Source organism: Leisingera sp. ANG49 (assembly GCF_059694505.1).
Window position 1 is genome coordinate 48,337 of sequence record NZ_JCATZN010000002.1, and the last position, 13,884, is coordinate 62,220.

Sequence of the window (13,884 nt, forward strand, 5' to 3'; positions counted from 1 at the left end):
CGCAGGGATCATTCGCCCAGAAGCTCCCGCGGGACGGCAAAGTCGATGGCCTTGCCGCTGCTCCAGGCCAGATCTTTCCAGCTGCTGATATCGAACTCCACCACCAGCGTCGCGCCGGTGGGATAATCGTCGAACCGGGAATGGTCCGGCGGGCTGGCGACGATGGAATGGGCAAAGGCGGCAATGCCGGGATTGTGGCCGATCAGCATGACCCGGTTCTGCTCCGCCGCGCTCAGTTCCTTGAACATGATGTCGGAATTGGCGTGATAGAGCCGCTCGGTAAATCTGGCGGGCACCCCCAGATCCATCAGCTCGCAGGTTTCGCGGGTGCGCTGGGCAGAGGAGCAGATCACCTGGTCCGGCAGGTAGCCGCATTCGCGCAGCCAGGCGGCGATGGCCGGAGCTGAGCGGCGCCCGCGCTTGTTCAGCGGGCGGGCGTGGTCGCTGGGCACATTGGTGTCCCAGGCGGATTTGGCGTGGCGGGTCAGGATCAGCGTGCAGGTCATTGCGGGTGAAAATGCCTCATGTGGTGTGCGGTTTGGTCTGGGTCGCGGCTGGCGGCGAAGCTCAGCGGGCAGGCCCGCCGGGCAAGGCAGCCGCCGGACATGCAGCCGGCGCCTGCGCTGGTGTCGAGATACGCATGGCAGGCCGCCAGGTCGTAGGGGCCTCCGTCGGCCAGGGCGCTGACGGGGCAGGCGGCAAGGCAGGGACGCGAGGGGCAGCTGTCGCAGGGCGACTCTGCCAAAGGCGGAGGGGGAATGTCAAATTCCTGTTTGAAATGAATGGCCCCCCGCAAGGAAATCATCATGCCGGCGCTATCATGCACCAGCATCTGTGACGGCGATGTGAAAAACCGCCCCGAGGCCAGCGCCCAGTTGATGAAGGGGGTGTAGGGCGGCCCGCCAAAGGGGAAATAGGGGGTGCCACCCAGCGTCTCCGCCAGCGCGCCAATCACCCGCACGGACCAGCGGTCGACCGGATCCGGGGCCCCGTCAAGGAATTCCGGGCTGGACTGGAACAGCGGCCAGAACGCGCCAGAGGTTCCCAGCAGCAGCAGGGTTCCACCGTCCAGTGCCTTGACCGGCTGGCGGGCGGGGTGCAGCGCACCCTGAACTGCCAGACCGGCCTGCGCGGCCCCGTCCTCGATCCGTGAGTAAAGATGCGCATCCGGGGCAGGATGGTCTGGCAGGTCAGTCAGGGTCATGTGCGGCGTCCGGTGTGGTGGCTTGGGGCGAGCCTAGCAGCCGGCCGGGGACGGCGCAGGGCAAAAACGCCCGACTCTGGCCTGCCGGCGTCTTCCTGCTGCCGGATCTCAGCGGCGGCGGAACGGCAGCAGCAGGCTCCAGCCCAGCCGTGCGGGCCGCCTGTCCTGCCACTCCAGCCCCACGGTCATGCCGTCATGCCCCTGGCCGGGCTGGGCAGTATAGGTGCCGAAGACCCGGTCCCAGACCGACAGCGCAAAGCCGTAGTTGCTGTCATGCTCGGCCCGCAGCTGCGAATGATGCACCCGGTGCATGTCCGGTGTCACCAGCAGCAGCCGCAGCAGCCCGTCCGCCCTGCGGGGCAGGGCCAGGTTGGCGTGGTTGAACAATGCGGTGCCGTTCAGCAGGATCTCGAACAGCACCACTGCCAGGGCCGAGGGCCCCAGCAGATAGACCAGCCCGCATTTCACCAGCATCGACAGCGCGATCTCCACCGGGTGGAAGCGCACCGCGGTGGTCACGTCCATGTCGCGGTCGGCATGATGCACCCGGTGCAGCCGCCACAGGATGGGCACCTTGTGGGTGATCAGATGCTGCAGCCAGATTGCGAAGTCCAGCACCAGCACCGCCAGCAGCACCTCTGCCCAGGCCGGCCAGCGCACCGCGTTCAGCAGCCCCCAGCCGTGCTCTGCCGCATCCAGCGCTGCGCCCACCGCCAGCAGCGGCAGCCCAACCGCCAGCGCCCGCAGGGTCAGCGTGTTGAGCACCGAAATCGACAGGTTGGTCAGCCAGCGCCGCTGCCGCGGCAGGCTGCGGGCGCGCCGCGGCGCCCGGGCCTCGGCCGCCGCGAACAGCGCAAACAGGCCCAGGAAGACCCCCAGGCGGATCAGGGTTTCATGCTCCATACCGCCAGCGATGCGCAATATCGGGCCAAAGGCAAGCCCCCGCAGGCCGGGCCGGGCTTCCTCATATGCCGGAAGCGTGATCCATGCTATGATCCGCGCGGGGCATGCAGGCCGGAATATCCGGCATCGTGCCTGCAGCCGGCCTGCATCTTCCGCCCCAGGGAGAGACTGAATGCCAAGATTTATCGTGACCGGGAACTACACGTCTTCTGCGATGAAGGCGATGATCGACAGCCCCAGCGACCGCGAGGCCGCGGCCCGTGCCCTTGTCGAAGCGGCAGGCGGCACGCTGGAGAGCTTCTATCTGACCACGGGGGACCATGATTTCGCGATCAAGGTCACGATTGACGACGTCTCCAACCTGCTGGCAGCCCTGCTGGCGACCGGCGCCAGCGGCGCGGTCAGCAACCTCAAGACCATCCGGGCGTTCACCGCGGATGAATTCAAGGAAATGCAGGAGAAAGCGGGCCGGTTCGCAGGCGCCTACAAGGCGCCGGGAAGCTGACGGGCGCATTCCCGTTCTTCTGACTGAAGATATCCCGAGGCGGATTGGCCCGGGAGAGCCAAGAGGGGCGGCGCCCCTCTTGAGTCCCGCCTGCCGCGCCGTCAGGCGCGGATCATCGAGCCTGCGCCGTGGTCGGTGTAAAGTTCCAGCAGCACCGCGTTCTGCACCCGCCCGTCGACGATGATGCAGGCGCGCACGCCGCCGCGGACCGCGTCCAGCGCGGTTTCGGTCTTGGGGATCATGCCGCCGGCGATGACGCCGCTGGCAGTCATTTCCTCGACATCCGCCGCCTTCAGCTCGGTCACCACTTCGCCCTCGGCGTTCTTGACGCCGGCCACATCGGTCAGCAGCAGCAGGCGGTCGGCCTGCAGCGCCTTGGCAATGGCGCCGGCGGCGGTGTCGCCGTTGATGTTGTAGGTCTCGCCGCCCCGGCCGGCGCCGATGGGGGCGATCACCGGGATCATGTTCTTCTCGAACAGCCCGTGCAGCACCTTGGGGTCCATTTCGGCCGGCGCGCCGACAAAGCCGAGGTCCGGGTCGGCCTGGTCGCAGGTGATCAGGTTGGCGTCCTTGCCCGACAGGCCGACGGCGCGGCCGCCCTGGCTGTTGATCGCCTGCACGATGCGCTTGTTGACGACGCCGGACAGCACCATCTCCACCACTTCCATGGTGGCGGCATCGGTCACCCGCTTGCCGTTGACGAATTCCGACTTGATCTGCAGCTTTTCCAGCATCGCGTTGATCATCGGCCCGCCGCCATGCACGATCACCGGGTTTACGCCCACCTGGCGCATCAGCACGATGTCGCGGGCAAAGGTCTCCATCGCCTCGTCGCTGCCCATGGCGTGGCCACCCAGCTTGATGACGACAATCGCCCCTGCAAAGCGCTGGAAATACGGCAGCGCGCTGGAGAGGGTTTCGGCGGTGGCAATCCAATCGCGGTTCATGTCTTGTTTCTTCATTGCTGCATCATCCCTTGGTCAGAATGTGTTACGGGGTTCCGGCGCCGCTGCCAAGGGGAGGCTTTGGCGCAGCCCGTTGCAGATGGCGGCGCGGATGCTAGGCTCGGCGCAGATTCTCTCATCAGGAGGGCGCCATGCGCCAGAAGACATTACTGCTGACAGGCGCCAGCCGCGGCATCGGCCATGCCACCGTGCGCCGTTTCAACGCCGAGGGCTGGCGGGTCATCACCTGCTCGCGCCAGCCGATCCCGCAGGAATGCCCCTGGGGCGGCGGCCAGGAGAACCATGTGCAGCTGGACCTGTCGGACCCGTCGGACACGATCAACGCGGTGGGCCGGATCCAGGAGATGCTGGACGGGCGGCTGGACGCCCTGGTCAACAACGCAGGCATTTCGCCCAAGGGTCCGGAGGGGGAGCGGCTCAGCACGCTCAACACCGACCTGATGGACTGGGGCAAGGTGTTTCACGTGAATTTCTTTGCTTCAGTGGTGCTCGCGCGCGGGTTGAAGGACGAACTGGCAGCGGCCAAGGGGTCGGTGGTCAACGTGACCTCGATCGCGGGCAGCCGGGTGCATCCCTTTGCGGGCGCAGCCTATGCCACCTCCAAGGCGGCGCTGGCGGCGCTGACGCGGGAGATGGCGCATGACTTCGGGCCGATGGGCGTGCGGGTCAACGCAATTGCGCCGGGGGAGGTGGAGACCTCGATCCTGTCGCCCGGCACCGAGAAGATTGTCGAGAAGCTGCCGATGCAGCGGCTGGGCCAGCCGGAGGAGGTGGCCTCGGCGATCTATTTCCTGTGCTCGGAGGGCAGTTCCTACATCTCGGGCGCCGAGATAGAGGTGAACGGCGCGCAGCACGTCTAGGGGGGGGCTAAGGTAAAGGCTGCGCGGCGCCTCAAAGGACGCAAGGGGCACCGCGCAGGTGCCGGCCTCGCCAAAGACGGGACAAGGCCGGACTAGGGGCATGTACCGCGGTCCTTAGCCGTCCGCAGGCTTCCTCAGGACAAGAAAGAGCCGTTGGCCGGGGGCAGGGACGCAAATCCGCAGCACATGCCTGCCAGATGCCCACCGGTGAGGGATTGGCGGGCATCTGATCCCGTGATCAGGAGACCGCGCGTTTCAGCACCGGTAAGTTGCCGAGCAGCAGCACGTCGAACGCTAGCGCGGCCAGCAGCGCCAGGCCGGTCAGCGGGAAGGCCAGCGAGACCAGAACGGCGATCAGTGCAGCGCCCTTCCAGAACGGCATCTCTGCCGGTTCCGGCGGCGCGGCCAGGCGGGCGGCACCGGCGGGGCGGCGCTTGACCCACATCACCAGGCCGGAGATGCAGACAAAGATCACCGCGATGCAGAACACCACGTTCAGGATGAAACTCCAGGTGCCCATCAGCCCCATGTGGAAGGGGATGCTGACGGCCATCGCCTTACCGGCCCAGGAGTAGTTCTCGTACTTCACGTCGGCCAGGATCCTGCCGCTGTACTGGTCGACATGCACGGTGCGGTCGATGAAGGGGCTGTCGCCGTCGCCGCTCATGCTGTCGCGGTTGAGGGTCCAGACGCCGGTTTCGCCGCCCGGGTAGGCGAGGCGGAAGCGGCCCTCCATCCCCAAGGCGCGGCCCAGGGCAATCAGGCTTGCAGCATCCACGGGTGCGCCCTCGGTCGTGCCGGTGATCCCTGCGTCAGAGCCGGAGGCGGGCATCGGCGTCTGCTCCAGCGCCCAGGGCACATCGTTGGTGGACCCGTGGTTCATGCTGGCGTGGATGTCGTCCGACAGGGGCACGTTGTCCCATTTTGCTGCCGGGAAGGTGCTCCAGGCCTGCATCATCTGGCCGCCCCAGATGCCGGTCCACGACAGGCCGGAGATCAGGAAGATGACCAAAAGCGCCGACATCCAGAAGCCGGTCACCGCGTGCAGGTTCTTCCACAGGGCGCGGCCGCGGGCGCGGAGGTTGGGGACAAAGGCGCTGACGGCATTGCCGCGCGGCCACCACAGGTAAAGCCCGGTCAGCACCAGCACGATGCCCAAACCGGCGGCGATTTCGATCAGCCGGTCGCCGGTGTCGCCGATCAGCAGGGTAGAGTGGATGTTGTCGGCCAGATCGTACCAGCCTGCGCGGCGGTCCCAGACCTCGATCACCTCGCCGCTGTACTGGTCCAGCGCTACCAGGCGCTGGCCGTCATCGGTTTTCACCCGGAACACGGCGGCCAGATCGGGGGCCTTGGGGCCGATCCATTCAGCGATGGTGCCGGGCTGCGCGGCCAATACGGCGGCCTCCTGCTCCGGCAGGCTCAGCTCGGTTGCGCCTTGGGTGACGGTGATTTTTTCGCCGTCGCGGCCGTCGAATTGGGTGATGAACATCATCATCAGGCCAGTGACGGCCAGCATGATCAGGAAGGGGATCACGAACAGGCCTGCATAGAAGTGCCAGCGCCAGACGGCGGCGTAAAATTTTTGGGAAAGCGGACGTGATTGGTCCGCGGAATGCGGTTGGCTGGTTGCCATTGGGTCTCTCCATACCGGAACGGGGCCGGACGCGCGGGGCGCCGGCGGAAATGTCAGTTTGTTCGGAAAATCAGGAGAGTGCGGGCGGGCCGCGGGCGTCATAGCGCCAGTGGAAGCCTGCGGTGTGATGGGTGAAGGCCTCGCGCGACCAGCGGTCGCTAAGAGGTTCGTTCAGGTCGAGATCAATCAGATTGTCCGGCAGCAGCGCCGCGGCACTAAGCGCGGCGAAAGGACAGCTGCGGTCCTCCATCTGCTCGGCGGGCGCATGGGGGTCGCCGCTGTCCAGATCGACCCAGGTTTCCACCGGCCCGTGGCCGGTACAGATCACCAGAAGCACCTTGCCGTCTTGCGCCGTGCCCGGCATCCAGCCGGATGGGATCAGCCCGGCGACGGCCAGGGCGATCACAACCAGCAGGGAGGGCAGGCGGCTGAGCACGGGTGTTCAGAGCCCCGCGATGATCGAGCGCAGGGTGGCGATGCCGTCACCCTTCTCGGAGGAGGTCAGCACGATCTCAGGGTAGGCGGCGGGGTGTTTGGCCAGCGCGCCCTTCACCTGCTCCAGCACCTTGGCGCGGTCCTTTTCCTTGACCTTGTCGGCCTTGGTCATCACGCATTGGAAGGTGACGGCGGAGCTGTCCAGGAGCTTCATGATTTCGTCATCCACCGCCTTCACGCCGTGGCGGCTGTCGATCAGCACAAAGGCGCGGCGCAGGTTCTGGCGGCCTGACAGATAGCGTTTCAGCAGCTTTTGCCATTGCTCCACCACCTTCAGCGGCGCGTTGGCATAGCCATAGCCGGGCAGGTCGACCAGATAGAGCTCCGGCCCTTGGGTGAAGAAGTTGATCTCTTGCGTGCGGCCCGGGGTGTTGGAGGCCCGCGCGATGCCCTTGGTGCCGGTCAGCGCGTTGATCAGGCTCGACTTGCCGACGTTGGAACGGCCGGCAAAGCAGACCTCCACCCGGTCGGCGTCCGGCAGGCCGTTCATCGCCACCACGCCCTTGAGGAACTCGGTCTCGCCCGCGAACAGCTTGCGGCCCTTCTCGGCGGAAATGTCGTCCGGCGCTTCGGCCAGGGAAAATTGCATCTGCATCACAGCACCTTTACCGCGTCGCCCAGGCGGATCTCGCCGCCGCGCACCACCTCGGCGTAGACCGAGAAATCCTGGTGGCCCCAAGTGTCCTTGAGGGTCTTGAGCGTATCGGCGTCGCGTTCGCCGGTTTCGGGGTTGGCAGTGGTCGCCTTGCAGCGCACCACACGCTCGCGCACCGCAAAGACGGCTTCGCCGATCTGCACCTCGCGGCCGATCCATTCGTTTTCGGCCCAGGGCTCATCCAGGTCGAACCAGATATTGCCGCGCCAGCGCAGGGGGGAGAGGTCATGGCCGATGGCCTGCTCCACCGCGCGGTGGGAGGCCCGGTTGCACAGGGTGACGGAGGGGAAATCGGTGTCGGTCATGCCGCGGCCCGGCACCCGGATGATGCGGGCTGAGGCCCGCGCGGTACTGGGCAGCAGCGGCTTTTCCCAATCGAGAAAGCGTTGCAGGTCCGCCGGGTCATCGGGGGCAAACGTGATTTCGGGCCGTTGCGGGTGGGTTAGCGTGAGAAGTCCGGTGGCGTCGTCCAGCCGCGCGTCGATTGCCATCAGGGCGGGGGACTGCGACCCGCGGGAGAAGTTGCCGCAGACCACCCATTTGCTGCCGTCGGCCTTGGACTGCGCGTTTGCAACCGCCCAAACGCGGTCGCCGGGCATGGTCTGCCCGGCGATCATGGTGACGCTATCCAGTGCCTCCCGCCCATGGGATTTGAGCGGGTGGCGCCAGATGTCTGTGACCTGTGCGGTCATTCCTTCTCAGCTTTCGGCTTCTTCTTGAAGCTCGACTTGATGTTGCCGAACACGTCCGGCGTATAGCCGTGGCTGCGCATGATCAGATACTGCTGGGTGAAGGTGATCGTGTTGTTGGCAATCCAGTAGACCACCAGGCCGGAGGCGAAGCCGCCGAGCATGAACATGAACACCCAGGGCATCCAGGCAAAGATCATCTGCTGGGTCGGGTCGGTGGGCGCCGGGTTCAGCTTCTGCTGCAGCCACATCGAGACGCCCAGCAGGATCGGCAGGATGCCGATGAAGACCAGGGCCAGGATGCTTTCCGGCGCCGGGGCCGCAAAGGGCAGCAGGCCGAACAGGTTCATGATCGAGGTCGGATCCGGCGCGCTGAGGTCCTGGAACGGGCCGAAGAACGGGGCGTGGCGCAGTTCCAGGGTGACGAAGATCACCTTGTAGAGCGAGAAGAAGATCGGGATCTGGATCAGGATCGGCAGACAGCCCGCGGCGGGGTTCACCTTCTCCTTCTTGTAGAGCTCCATCATCTCCTTCTGCATCTTCTGGCGGTCGTCGCCGGCGCGCTCCTTGAGCTTCTCCATCTCCGGCTGAAGCTCTTTCATCTTCGCCATCGAGGCATAGGATTTATAGGCCAACGGGAACACCAGGATCTTGATCACCACGGTCAGGCCAATGATCGCCCAGCCCATGTTGCCGATCAGGACGTTCAGGTTGTGCAGCAGCCAGAACATAGGCTTGGTCAGGAAGAAGAACCAGCCCCAGTCGATCACGTCCAGGAAGCCCTCGATGCCTGCCTTCTCGTACCCGCGGATGGCTTCCCATTCCTTGGCGCCGGCAAACAGCTGGGTGGTGACTTCAGACGACTGGCCCTCTGCCACGGTGACAGTCGGCAGCACGATGTCGGTCTGGTAGATCTCGCGGCGCTCGTCGAACTTGGCGATCGAGCGGAAGCCCTGGCCCGGCGCGGGCACCAGGGTGGACATCCAGTAGTGGTCGGTGAAGCCGATCCAGCCGTTGGCTTCGACCTGCTTGACGCTGGACTTGGAGCCGTCGCGCGGGTCCGGGTCGAAGTCGGCCATGTCGTCATAGTCGGTCTCGGCCAGCTCGCCGTCGGTCATGCCGACCAGGCCCTCGTGCAGGATGAAGAAGTTCTTCAGGCCCTCGGGCTGGCCGTGGCGGGCCAGGGTGCCGTAGGGCGCCAGCGACACGGTGCCGCCGGAGGCATTGGCAACCGACTGGGTGACCGAGAACATGTAGTCCTGATCGACCGCGATGGTGCGGGAGAAGGTCAGGCCCTTGCCGTTGTCCCAGGTCAGGGTGACCGGGCTGTCCGGGGACAGGGTGGCGCCGTCCGGGGCAGACCAGATGGTGTTGGCGCCCGGCACGTCGCTGAGCGTCAGGCCCGCACCCGGGGCCCAGCCGTAAAGCGCGTAATAGGCGCCGGCCTCACCCACCGGTTTCAGCAGTTTGACGATCGGGGAATCTTCATCCAGCGTCTCGCGGTAGTCCTTCAGCGACAGGTCGTCGATCCGGCCGCCCTGCAGCGAGATGCTGCCGGTGACCCGCGGCGTGTCGATGGCGACGCGCGGCGCGTCCGGCGCGGCGGCCTGTTCCGGCGCGGTATCGGCAACTGCATCGGCGCCGGCGGCGCTGGGTGCAGCGGCGGTGTCGCCGGCCGGGGCGGTTTCAGTGACCGCGGTCTCCGGCGCCTGTTCCGGTTCCGGCGGCGGGAAAAAGGTATACCACCCGAGGATCACCAGAAAGCTGAGTACGGTTGCGAGAATAAGATTTTTGTTCTGATCGTCCATTGGGGACTGCCACCTCGTGTAGGGAAGGACACGAGGGGTTCAACAGAGGTGGGCCGCAAAGGTCAAGCAGAATCGCGGCGCACCGGGGCGTCATGCGGTCCCGGTGCGGCAGAAAATCAAAGGAATTGAGCGTTCAGGGCGTCTGGCGGCCGATCACCGGGGCATCCTGCAGCTTGGCCTCATGGGCGGCGATCCAGTCCAGCGTCTGGTCGAACGGCATCGGGCGGCCGATGCCGAAGCCCTGCACATGGCCGCAGCCCAGCTGCGCCAGCAGCGCATGCTCGCCCGCGGTTTCCACCCCTTCGGCCAGGGTGTCGAGCTCCAGCCGCTCGGCCATGGTCAGGATGGCGGAGATCAGTTTCTGCTGTTCCGGATCCTGGTCCGCCTTCATCACGAAGGAACGGTCGATCTTGATGCGGGAGATGCTGAAGCGGCGAACGGCAGAGATCGAGGCGTGGCCGGTGCCGAAGTCATCCAGGTCGATCGGGCAGCCCAGCTCGCTGAGGGCGAGGATGTTGCGGGTGACCACGTCGTCGGGCTGGTCGGTCATCACGGTTTCCAGGATTTCCACGCACAGGCGGTCCGCGGGCAGGCCGAAACGCTCCAGCTCCCATTTGACGCGGTCGGCCAGCCCCGGGTTGCGCAGTTCCTGGGTGGCAAAGTTGACGCCGACGCAGGGAACCTTCACCCCGGCTTCGTCCCAGGCCCTGACGGCGACCATTGAGTTATAGAGCATCACCTGGCTGAGCCGGTCCATCAGCCCGGCCTCCTCGAGCGCGGGCAGGAAGGTGGAGGGCGGGATCAGCCCCTGCACCGGGTGCAGCCAGCGCGCCAGCGCCTCAAACCCCGAGACCCGGCCGGTGTCGGTGCAGATCTGCGGCTGGAACCAGGCCTGGATCTGGCCGTTTTCCAGCGCCGCCGCGGCTTCGTCGCGCAGGTTGGAGCGGGTGCCGGCGTGGCCCGGCATGTCGGCGGAATAGGCGCGGATGCCGCCGGGTCCGTTGCTTTGCGCCTCCGACAGGGCGGCGGTGGCGGCGCTGAACCATTCAGCGCTGGAGCCGCCGGGCGCCCGGCCCTGCTGGCAGAAGCCGATCGAGGAGGTCATGTAAAGCGTGGTGCCGTCCAGCGCCACCGGTTCCTCGGTTGCGGCCTGCATCCGTCCGGCCAGCTGAATGCACAGCTCAAGGTCCAGCTGCAGGGTCGGCGCCAGGCAGACGGCAAAGCGGCCGTCGCCGATCCGGGCAATGGTGTCATTCTGGCGCAGCACCGACACGATCTGCGCGCCGCAATGCTGCATGACACGGTCGCCGGCTTCCTGGCCGTGACGGTCTGTCAGTTCCTTGTACTCATCCAGCTCCAGCACGAACACGGCAGAGCGCAATCCGGCCTCGCTGCATTCGCCGAAGATCCGGGCGGCCTCCCGCTCAAACCCGTCGCGCAGCATCATGCCGGTGACGGCGTCGCGCGGCACGGCGCTGCCGCCCAGTTTGCTGAAGCCGCCGGCCGCGGCGATCAGCACCGGCAGGCCCAGGGCAACGGCCAGCAGCGCGGTTTCGCCGCCGAGCCAGAAAGTGGCGAGGGTCAGGGCAGGCAGAAAGGCAAGCATCGGCGGCCCCGCAAGCGCGGGGGCAAGGGTCCGCCGGAGGCGTGCCAGAAAGCCTGAACCCGTATTTGTCATTCCCAGACCTTTCGTCTGCAGCCGTTCGTTCCGGCATGAGACTAAGGCCCTGATATAACCCGGGAGTTAACGCAGCCGGGGAATTTCGGGTTTTTCGCCCGCGGAATCGGCATTCTTCAGCTCAAGACCCGCGAAATCGAATAGTTTCGGGTCCAGAAGATGCGAAGGCCGCGCATTCATCAGCGCCCGGAACATCACCTGGCGGCGGCCGGGCGAATTTGATTCCCACTGATCCAGGATCTGTTTCACCTGCTGGCGCTGCAGCCCGTCCTGGCTGCCGCAAAGGTCGCAGGGGATGATCGGGTAATTCATGGAACGCGCGAACTTTTCGCAATCTGCCTCTGCCACATGGGCCAGCGGGCGGAACACGAACAGATCTCCTTCCTCGTTCACCAGCTTGGGCGGCATGGTCGCCAGGCGGCCGCCGTGGAACAGGTTCATGAAGAAGGTTTCCAGGATGTCGTCGCGGTGATGGCCCAGCACCACCGCCGAGCAGCCTTCCTCGCGGGCGATGCGGTAGAGGTTGCCGCGGCGCAGGCGTGAGCACAGCGCGCAGTAGGTGCGTCCCTGCGGCACCTTGTCGACGACAATGGAATAAGTGTCCTGGTATTCGATCCGGTGCGGCACGCCCATTTTTTCCAGGAACTCCGGCAGCACTGTCGCCGGGAAGCCGGGCTGGCCCTGATCCAGGTTGCAGGCCAAGAGATCCACCGGCAGCAGGCCGCGCCACTTCAGTTCATAGAGAACCGCCAGCAGGGTATAGCTGTCCTTGCCGCCCGACAGGCAGACCAGCCACTTGGGCGTGCTGCCGTCCGCGCGGCGTTCGACCATGCCGTATTGTTCGATCGCTTCGCGGGCATAGCGCACGATGCGCTTGCGGAGCTTCTTGAACTCGGTGGTCGCGGGGGCGCCGGCAAACAGTGGATGGATTTCGTCCAGATCATCATCAAGCATGGGCGCGCCCTAGCCGAGGACGGGCGTTTTGCCAAGGAAAAAAGGCGTGCGGCGGCGGTCCGGGCCGTGCACCGCGCATGCAAAGTCATCCAAACCTGCGGCGGCTGCGTAGCTGATGGGAGATGCAAAATAAAAATCGCGGAGAAAGGGGCGTGGGATGACGGCTGCAAACAAACCCGAAACCCGGCGCCGGTGGGTGCGCTGGGCAGCACTTGGGGTCGGGGCAGCGGGGCTTTCGGCGCTGACTGCCTGCGGGCGGCCCAGCCTGTCGGACGGCAAGCTGAGCAGCAGGAGCCTGAACCTCGAGGAGTTTTTCGACGGGCGCACGGTGGCATACGGGCAGTTCGCGGACCGCTTCGGCACCGTGCGGCGGCGGTTTGTGGTGGATATCACCGGTGAATGGGATGGTGAGAGGCTGACCCTGACGGAGGATTTCCGCTATTCCGACGGCACCACCGAGCAGCGGATCTGGACCCTGACCAAGACCGGCGAGGACACCTGGGAAGGCGCTGCAGACGGCGTGCAGGGGGTCGCGCGCGGGGAGGAGCGCGGCGACACCTTCAATTGGGCCTACACTATCGACCTGCCGGTGCCGCGGGGCGGCACCATGCGGGTGTCCTTTGATGACTGGATGTGGCTGCTGGAGGATGGCCGCCTGCTGAACAAGGCCTATATGAGCCGCTTTGGCGTGACCTTGGGGGAGGTCACGATCTTTTTTGAGAAGAAGTAGCGGGGCTCAGCTGCCCGGGCGGTCCTGCGCGCTGTCTTTACGGATGGCTTTGGCGTGGTCATGGGACGGGTCGCAGCCAGGCACCGGGTCATAGCCGTCGCCGCCCAGGGGATGGCAGCGGCCGATGCGCCGTGCGGTCAGCCAGGCGCCTTTGATGGCGCCGTGTTTCTCCAGCGCTTCCAAGGCATAAGCCGAGCAGGTGGGCTGGTAGCGGCAGTTGAAGCCGACCCAGGGCGAGAACAGCAGCCGGTAGGCGCGCACAGGCAAGGCAAAGATATGGGCCAGCGGGGTCATGGCGGATAGATAGGGGCAGGGCGGCTGTTGAGCAATGGACAAGGCCCGGAACACGCCGAAAGCGCTGCCCCGCCTTACTGCCCGTGGATCTTTTTCAGCGCGTAGATCAGGTCGCGCTTCAGCTCCTCGAAGGGGCGCTGGGCGGTTTCCACGGCGCGGCCGATCAGCACGTAGTCCCAGCCGGGGCGGCCATGGGCTGGCAGAATCATCCGGGCGGCCTCGCGCAATCTGCGCTTGGCGCGGTTGCGGGCCACCGCGTTGCCGACCTTCTTGGAGCAGGTGAAGCCGATGCGGATGCCGCCATCGTCCTTGCGGTTGCGGCCCTGCACCATCATCGCCTTGGTGCCCTGCTTGCGGGCAGGCGGGCGGGCGCAGGCGAGGAAATCACGGCGCTTGGCCATGACCTCAAGCTTTTGCGCATCCGATGCGCAAACGGACACCGCCGGAGGCGTGTCCCCGCGGGCAGCGTTGCCGTCCTTGGGGGCCTCCGGCGGTGTCATGTCCGTCA

The 13,884-nt window shown here is 66.0% G+C and carries 16 protein-coding genes; 3 read left to right on the forward strand and 13 right to left on the reverse strand.

Annotated features, from left to right (window positions below):
• Positions 1-8: 8 nt before the first annotated feature.
• The 3 genes from AC58NV_RS06650 to AC58NV_RS06660 form a co-directional block, all read right to left on the reverse strand.
• Positions 9-506 carry a SixA phosphatase family protein gene (locus AC58NV_RS06650; protein ID WP_497226431.1) on the reverse strand — a complete coding sequence of 166 codons (498 nt, stop codon included), beginning with the start codon at positions 504-506 and terminating at the stop codon, positions 9-11.
• Positions 503-1,204 carry a ferredoxin gene (locus AC58NV_RS06655; protein ID WP_497226432.1) on the reverse strand — a complete coding sequence of 234 codons (702 nt, stop codon included), beginning with the start codon at positions 1,202-1,204 and terminating at the stop codon, positions 503-505. Before AC58NV_RS06655 ends, AC58NV_RS06650 begins: the two co-directional genes overlap by 4 nt.
• 108 nt (positions 1,205-1,312) lie before the next feature.
• The gene (locus tag AC58NV_RS06660) at positions 1,313-2,107 is read right to left on the reverse strand and encodes a sterol desaturase family protein (protein ID WP_497226433.1); all 795 of its coding nucleotides are present in this window, start codon (positions 2,105-2,107) and stop codon (positions 1,313-1,315) included.
• A gap of 172 nt (positions 2,108-2,279) precedes the next feature.
• On the opposite strand from AC58NV_RS06660, the gene AC58NV_RS06665 reads away from it, so the two are divergent.
• Positions 2,280-2,612 carry a GYD domain-containing protein gene (locus AC58NV_RS06665; RefSeq protein WP_366662133.1) on the forward strand — a complete coding sequence of 111 codons (333 nt, stop codon included), beginning with the start codon at positions 2,280-2,282 and terminating at the stop codon, positions 2,610-2,612.
• Positions 2,613-2,713: 101 nt separating this feature from the next.
• Here AC58NV_RS06665 and argB read toward each other — a convergent pair whose 3' ends face one another.
• Complete coding sequence (gene argB, locus AC58NV_RS06670; RefSeq protein WP_226431678.1) at positions 2,714-3,574, reverse strand: acetylglutamate kinase; 861 nt, start codon at positions 3,572-3,574, stop codon at positions 2,714-2,716.
• Positions 3,575-3,708: 134 nt separating this feature from the next.
• Here argB and AC58NV_RS06675 point away from each other — a divergent pair, with 134 nt between their 5' ends.
• The gene (locus AC58NV_RS06675; protein WP_497226434.1) at positions 3,709-4,437 is read left to right on the forward strand and encodes an SDR family NAD(P)-dependent oxidoreductase; all 729 of its coding nucleotides are present in this window, start codon (positions 3,709-3,711) and stop codon (positions 4,435-4,437) included.
• Positions 4,438-4,675: 238 nt separating this feature from the next.
• Here AC58NV_RS06675 and AC58NV_RS06680 read toward each other — a convergent pair whose 3' ends face one another.
• From AC58NV_RS06680 to ttcA, 7 genes are all read right to left on the reverse strand, one after another.
• The gene (locus tag AC58NV_RS06680; protein WP_497226435.1) at positions 4,676-6,073 is read right to left on the reverse strand and encodes a PepSY-associated TM helix domain-containing protein; all 1,398 of its coding nucleotides are present in this window, start codon (positions 6,071-6,073) and stop codon (positions 4,676-4,678) included.
• Between the two features lie 70 nt (positions 6,074-6,143).
• The gene (locus AC58NV_RS06685) at positions 6,144-6,509 is read right to left on the reverse strand and encodes a DUF2946 family protein (protein WP_497226436.1); all 366 of its coding nucleotides are present in this window, start codon (positions 6,507-6,509) and stop codon (positions 6,144-6,146) included.
• Between the two features lie 6 nt (positions 6,510-6,515).
• On the reverse strand, positions 6,516-7,163 hold the full coding sequence (gene yihA, locus AC58NV_RS06690; protein WP_019298036.1) for a ribosome biogenesis GTP-binding protein YihA/YsxC: 648 nt from the start codon (positions 7,161-7,163) through the stop codon (positions 6,516-6,518).
• Positions 7,163-7,915 carry an MOSC domain-containing protein gene (locus tag AC58NV_RS06695; RefSeq protein ID WP_497226437.1) on the reverse strand — a complete coding sequence of 251 codons (753 nt, stop codon included), beginning with the start codon at positions 7,913-7,915 and terminating at the stop codon, positions 7,163-7,165. Before AC58NV_RS06695 ends, yihA begins: the two co-directional genes overlap by 1 nt.
• Positions 7,912-9,720: a membrane protein insertase YidC gene (yidC, locus tag AC58NV_RS06700; RefSeq protein WP_497226438.1), complete on the reverse strand. Its 1,809-nt coding sequence runs from the start codon at positions 9,718-9,720 to the stop codon at positions 7,912-7,914. Before yidC ends, AC58NV_RS06695 begins: the two co-directional genes overlap by 4 nt.
• A 133-nt stretch (positions 9,721-9,853) precedes the next feature.
• Entirely contained in the window at positions 9,854-11,398 is a 1,545-nt protein-coding gene (locus AC58NV_RS06705; RefSeq protein WP_497226439.1) for a putative bifunctional diguanylate cyclase/phosphodiesterase, read from the reverse strand.
• Positions 11,399-11,464: 66 nt separating this feature from the next.
• Positions 11,465-12,352 carry a tRNA 2-thiocytidine(32) synthetase TtcA gene (gene ttcA, locus AC58NV_RS06710; protein ID WP_497226440.1) on the reverse strand — a complete coding sequence of 296 codons (888 nt, stop codon included), beginning with the start codon at positions 12,350-12,352 and terminating at the stop codon, positions 11,465-11,467.
• A gap of 157 nt (positions 12,353-12,509) precedes the next feature.
• Here ttcA and AC58NV_RS06715 point away from each other — a divergent pair, with 157 nt between their 5' ends.
• Positions 12,510-13,082, forward strand: coding sequence for a DUF3833 domain-containing protein (locus tag AC58NV_RS06715; RefSeq protein ID WP_497226441.1), 573 nt, complete (start codon positions 12,510-12,512; stop codon positions 13,080-13,082).
• 6 nt (positions 13,083-13,088) lie between these two features.
• Here the strand turns inward: AC58NV_RS06715 and yidD are convergent, their stop codons facing one another.
• Both yidD and rnpA read right to left on the reverse strand, forming a co-directional pair.
• Positions 13,089-13,376 carry a membrane protein insertion efficiency factor YidD gene (yidD, locus tag AC58NV_RS06720; protein WP_497227033.1) on the reverse strand — a complete coding sequence of 96 codons (288 nt, stop codon included), beginning with the start codon at positions 13,374-13,376 and terminating at the stop codon, positions 13,089-13,091.
• Between the two features lie 74 nt (positions 13,377-13,450).
• Positions 13,451-13,876, reverse strand: coding sequence for a ribonuclease P protein component (gene rnpA / locus AC58NV_RS06725; RefSeq protein WP_497226442.1), 426 nt, complete (start codon positions 13,874-13,876; stop codon positions 13,451-13,453).
• Between the last annotated feature and the right edge of the window lie 8 nt (positions 13,877-13,884).

What these genes read in the sequence shown, in the direction of transcription:
- argB (WP_226431678.1), bottom strand. Translation starts at nt 3,574, where the DNA reads ATGAAGAAACAAGACATGAACCGCGATTGGATTGCCACCGCCGAAACC.
- yidC (WP_497226438.1), bottom strand. Translation starts at nt 9,720, where the DNA reads ATGGACGATCAGAACAAAAATCTTATTCTCGCAACCGTACTCAGCTTT.
- AC58NV_RS06665 (WP_366662133.1), top strand. Translation starts at nt 2,280, where the DNA reads ATGCCAAGATTTATCGTGACCGGGAACTACACGTCTTCTGCGATGAAG.
- AC58NV_RS06650 (WP_497226431.1), bottom strand. Translation starts at nt 506, where the DNA reads ATGACCTGCACGCTGATCCTGACCCGCCACGCCAAATCCGCCTGGGAC.
- ttcA (WP_497226440.1), bottom strand. Translation starts at nt 12,352, where the DNA reads ATGCTTGATGATGATCTGGACGAAATCCATCCACTGTTTGCCGGCGCC.
- AC58NV_RS06660 (WP_497226433.1), bottom strand. Translation starts at nt 2,107, where the DNA reads ATGGAGCATGAAACCCTGATCCGCCTGGGGGTCTTCCTGGGCCTGTTT.
- AC58NV_RS06655 (WP_497226432.1), bottom strand. Translation starts at nt 1,204, where the DNA reads ATGACCCTGACTGACCTGCCAGACCATCCTGCCCCGGATGCGCATCTT.
- AC58NV_RS06705 (WP_497226439.1), bottom strand. Translation starts at nt 11,398, where the DNA reads ATGACAAATACGGGTTCAGGCTTTCTGGCACGCCTCCGGCGGACCCTT.
- rnpA (WP_497226442.1), bottom strand. Translation starts at nt 13,876, where the DNA reads ATGACACCGCCGGAGGCCCCCAAGGACGGCAACGCTGCCCGCGGGGAC.
- AC58NV_RS06695 (WP_497226437.1), bottom strand. Translation starts at nt 7,915, where the DNA reads ATGACCGCACAGGTCACAGACATCTGGCGCCACCCGCTCAAATCCCAT.
- AC58NV_RS06680 (WP_497226435.1), bottom strand. Translation starts at nt 6,073, where the DNA reads ATGGCAACCAGCCAACCGCATTCCGCGGACCAATCACGTCCGCTTTCC.
- yihA (WP_019298036.1), bottom strand. Translation starts at nt 7,163, where the DNA reads ATGCAGATGCAATTTTCCCTGGCCGAAGCGCCGGACGACATTTCCGCC.
- AC58NV_RS06675 (WP_497226434.1), top strand. Translation starts at nt 3,709, where the DNA reads ATGCGCCAGAAGACATTACTGCTGACAGGCGCCAGCCGCGGCATCGGC.
- yidD (WP_497227033.1), bottom strand. Translation starts at nt 13,376, where the DNA reads ATGACCCCGCTGGCCCATATCTTTGCCTTGCCTGTGCGCGCCTACCGG.
- AC58NV_RS06715 (WP_497226441.1), top strand. Translation starts at nt 12,510, where the DNA reads ATGACGGCTGCAAACAAACCCGAAACCCGGCGCCGGTGGGTGCGCTGG.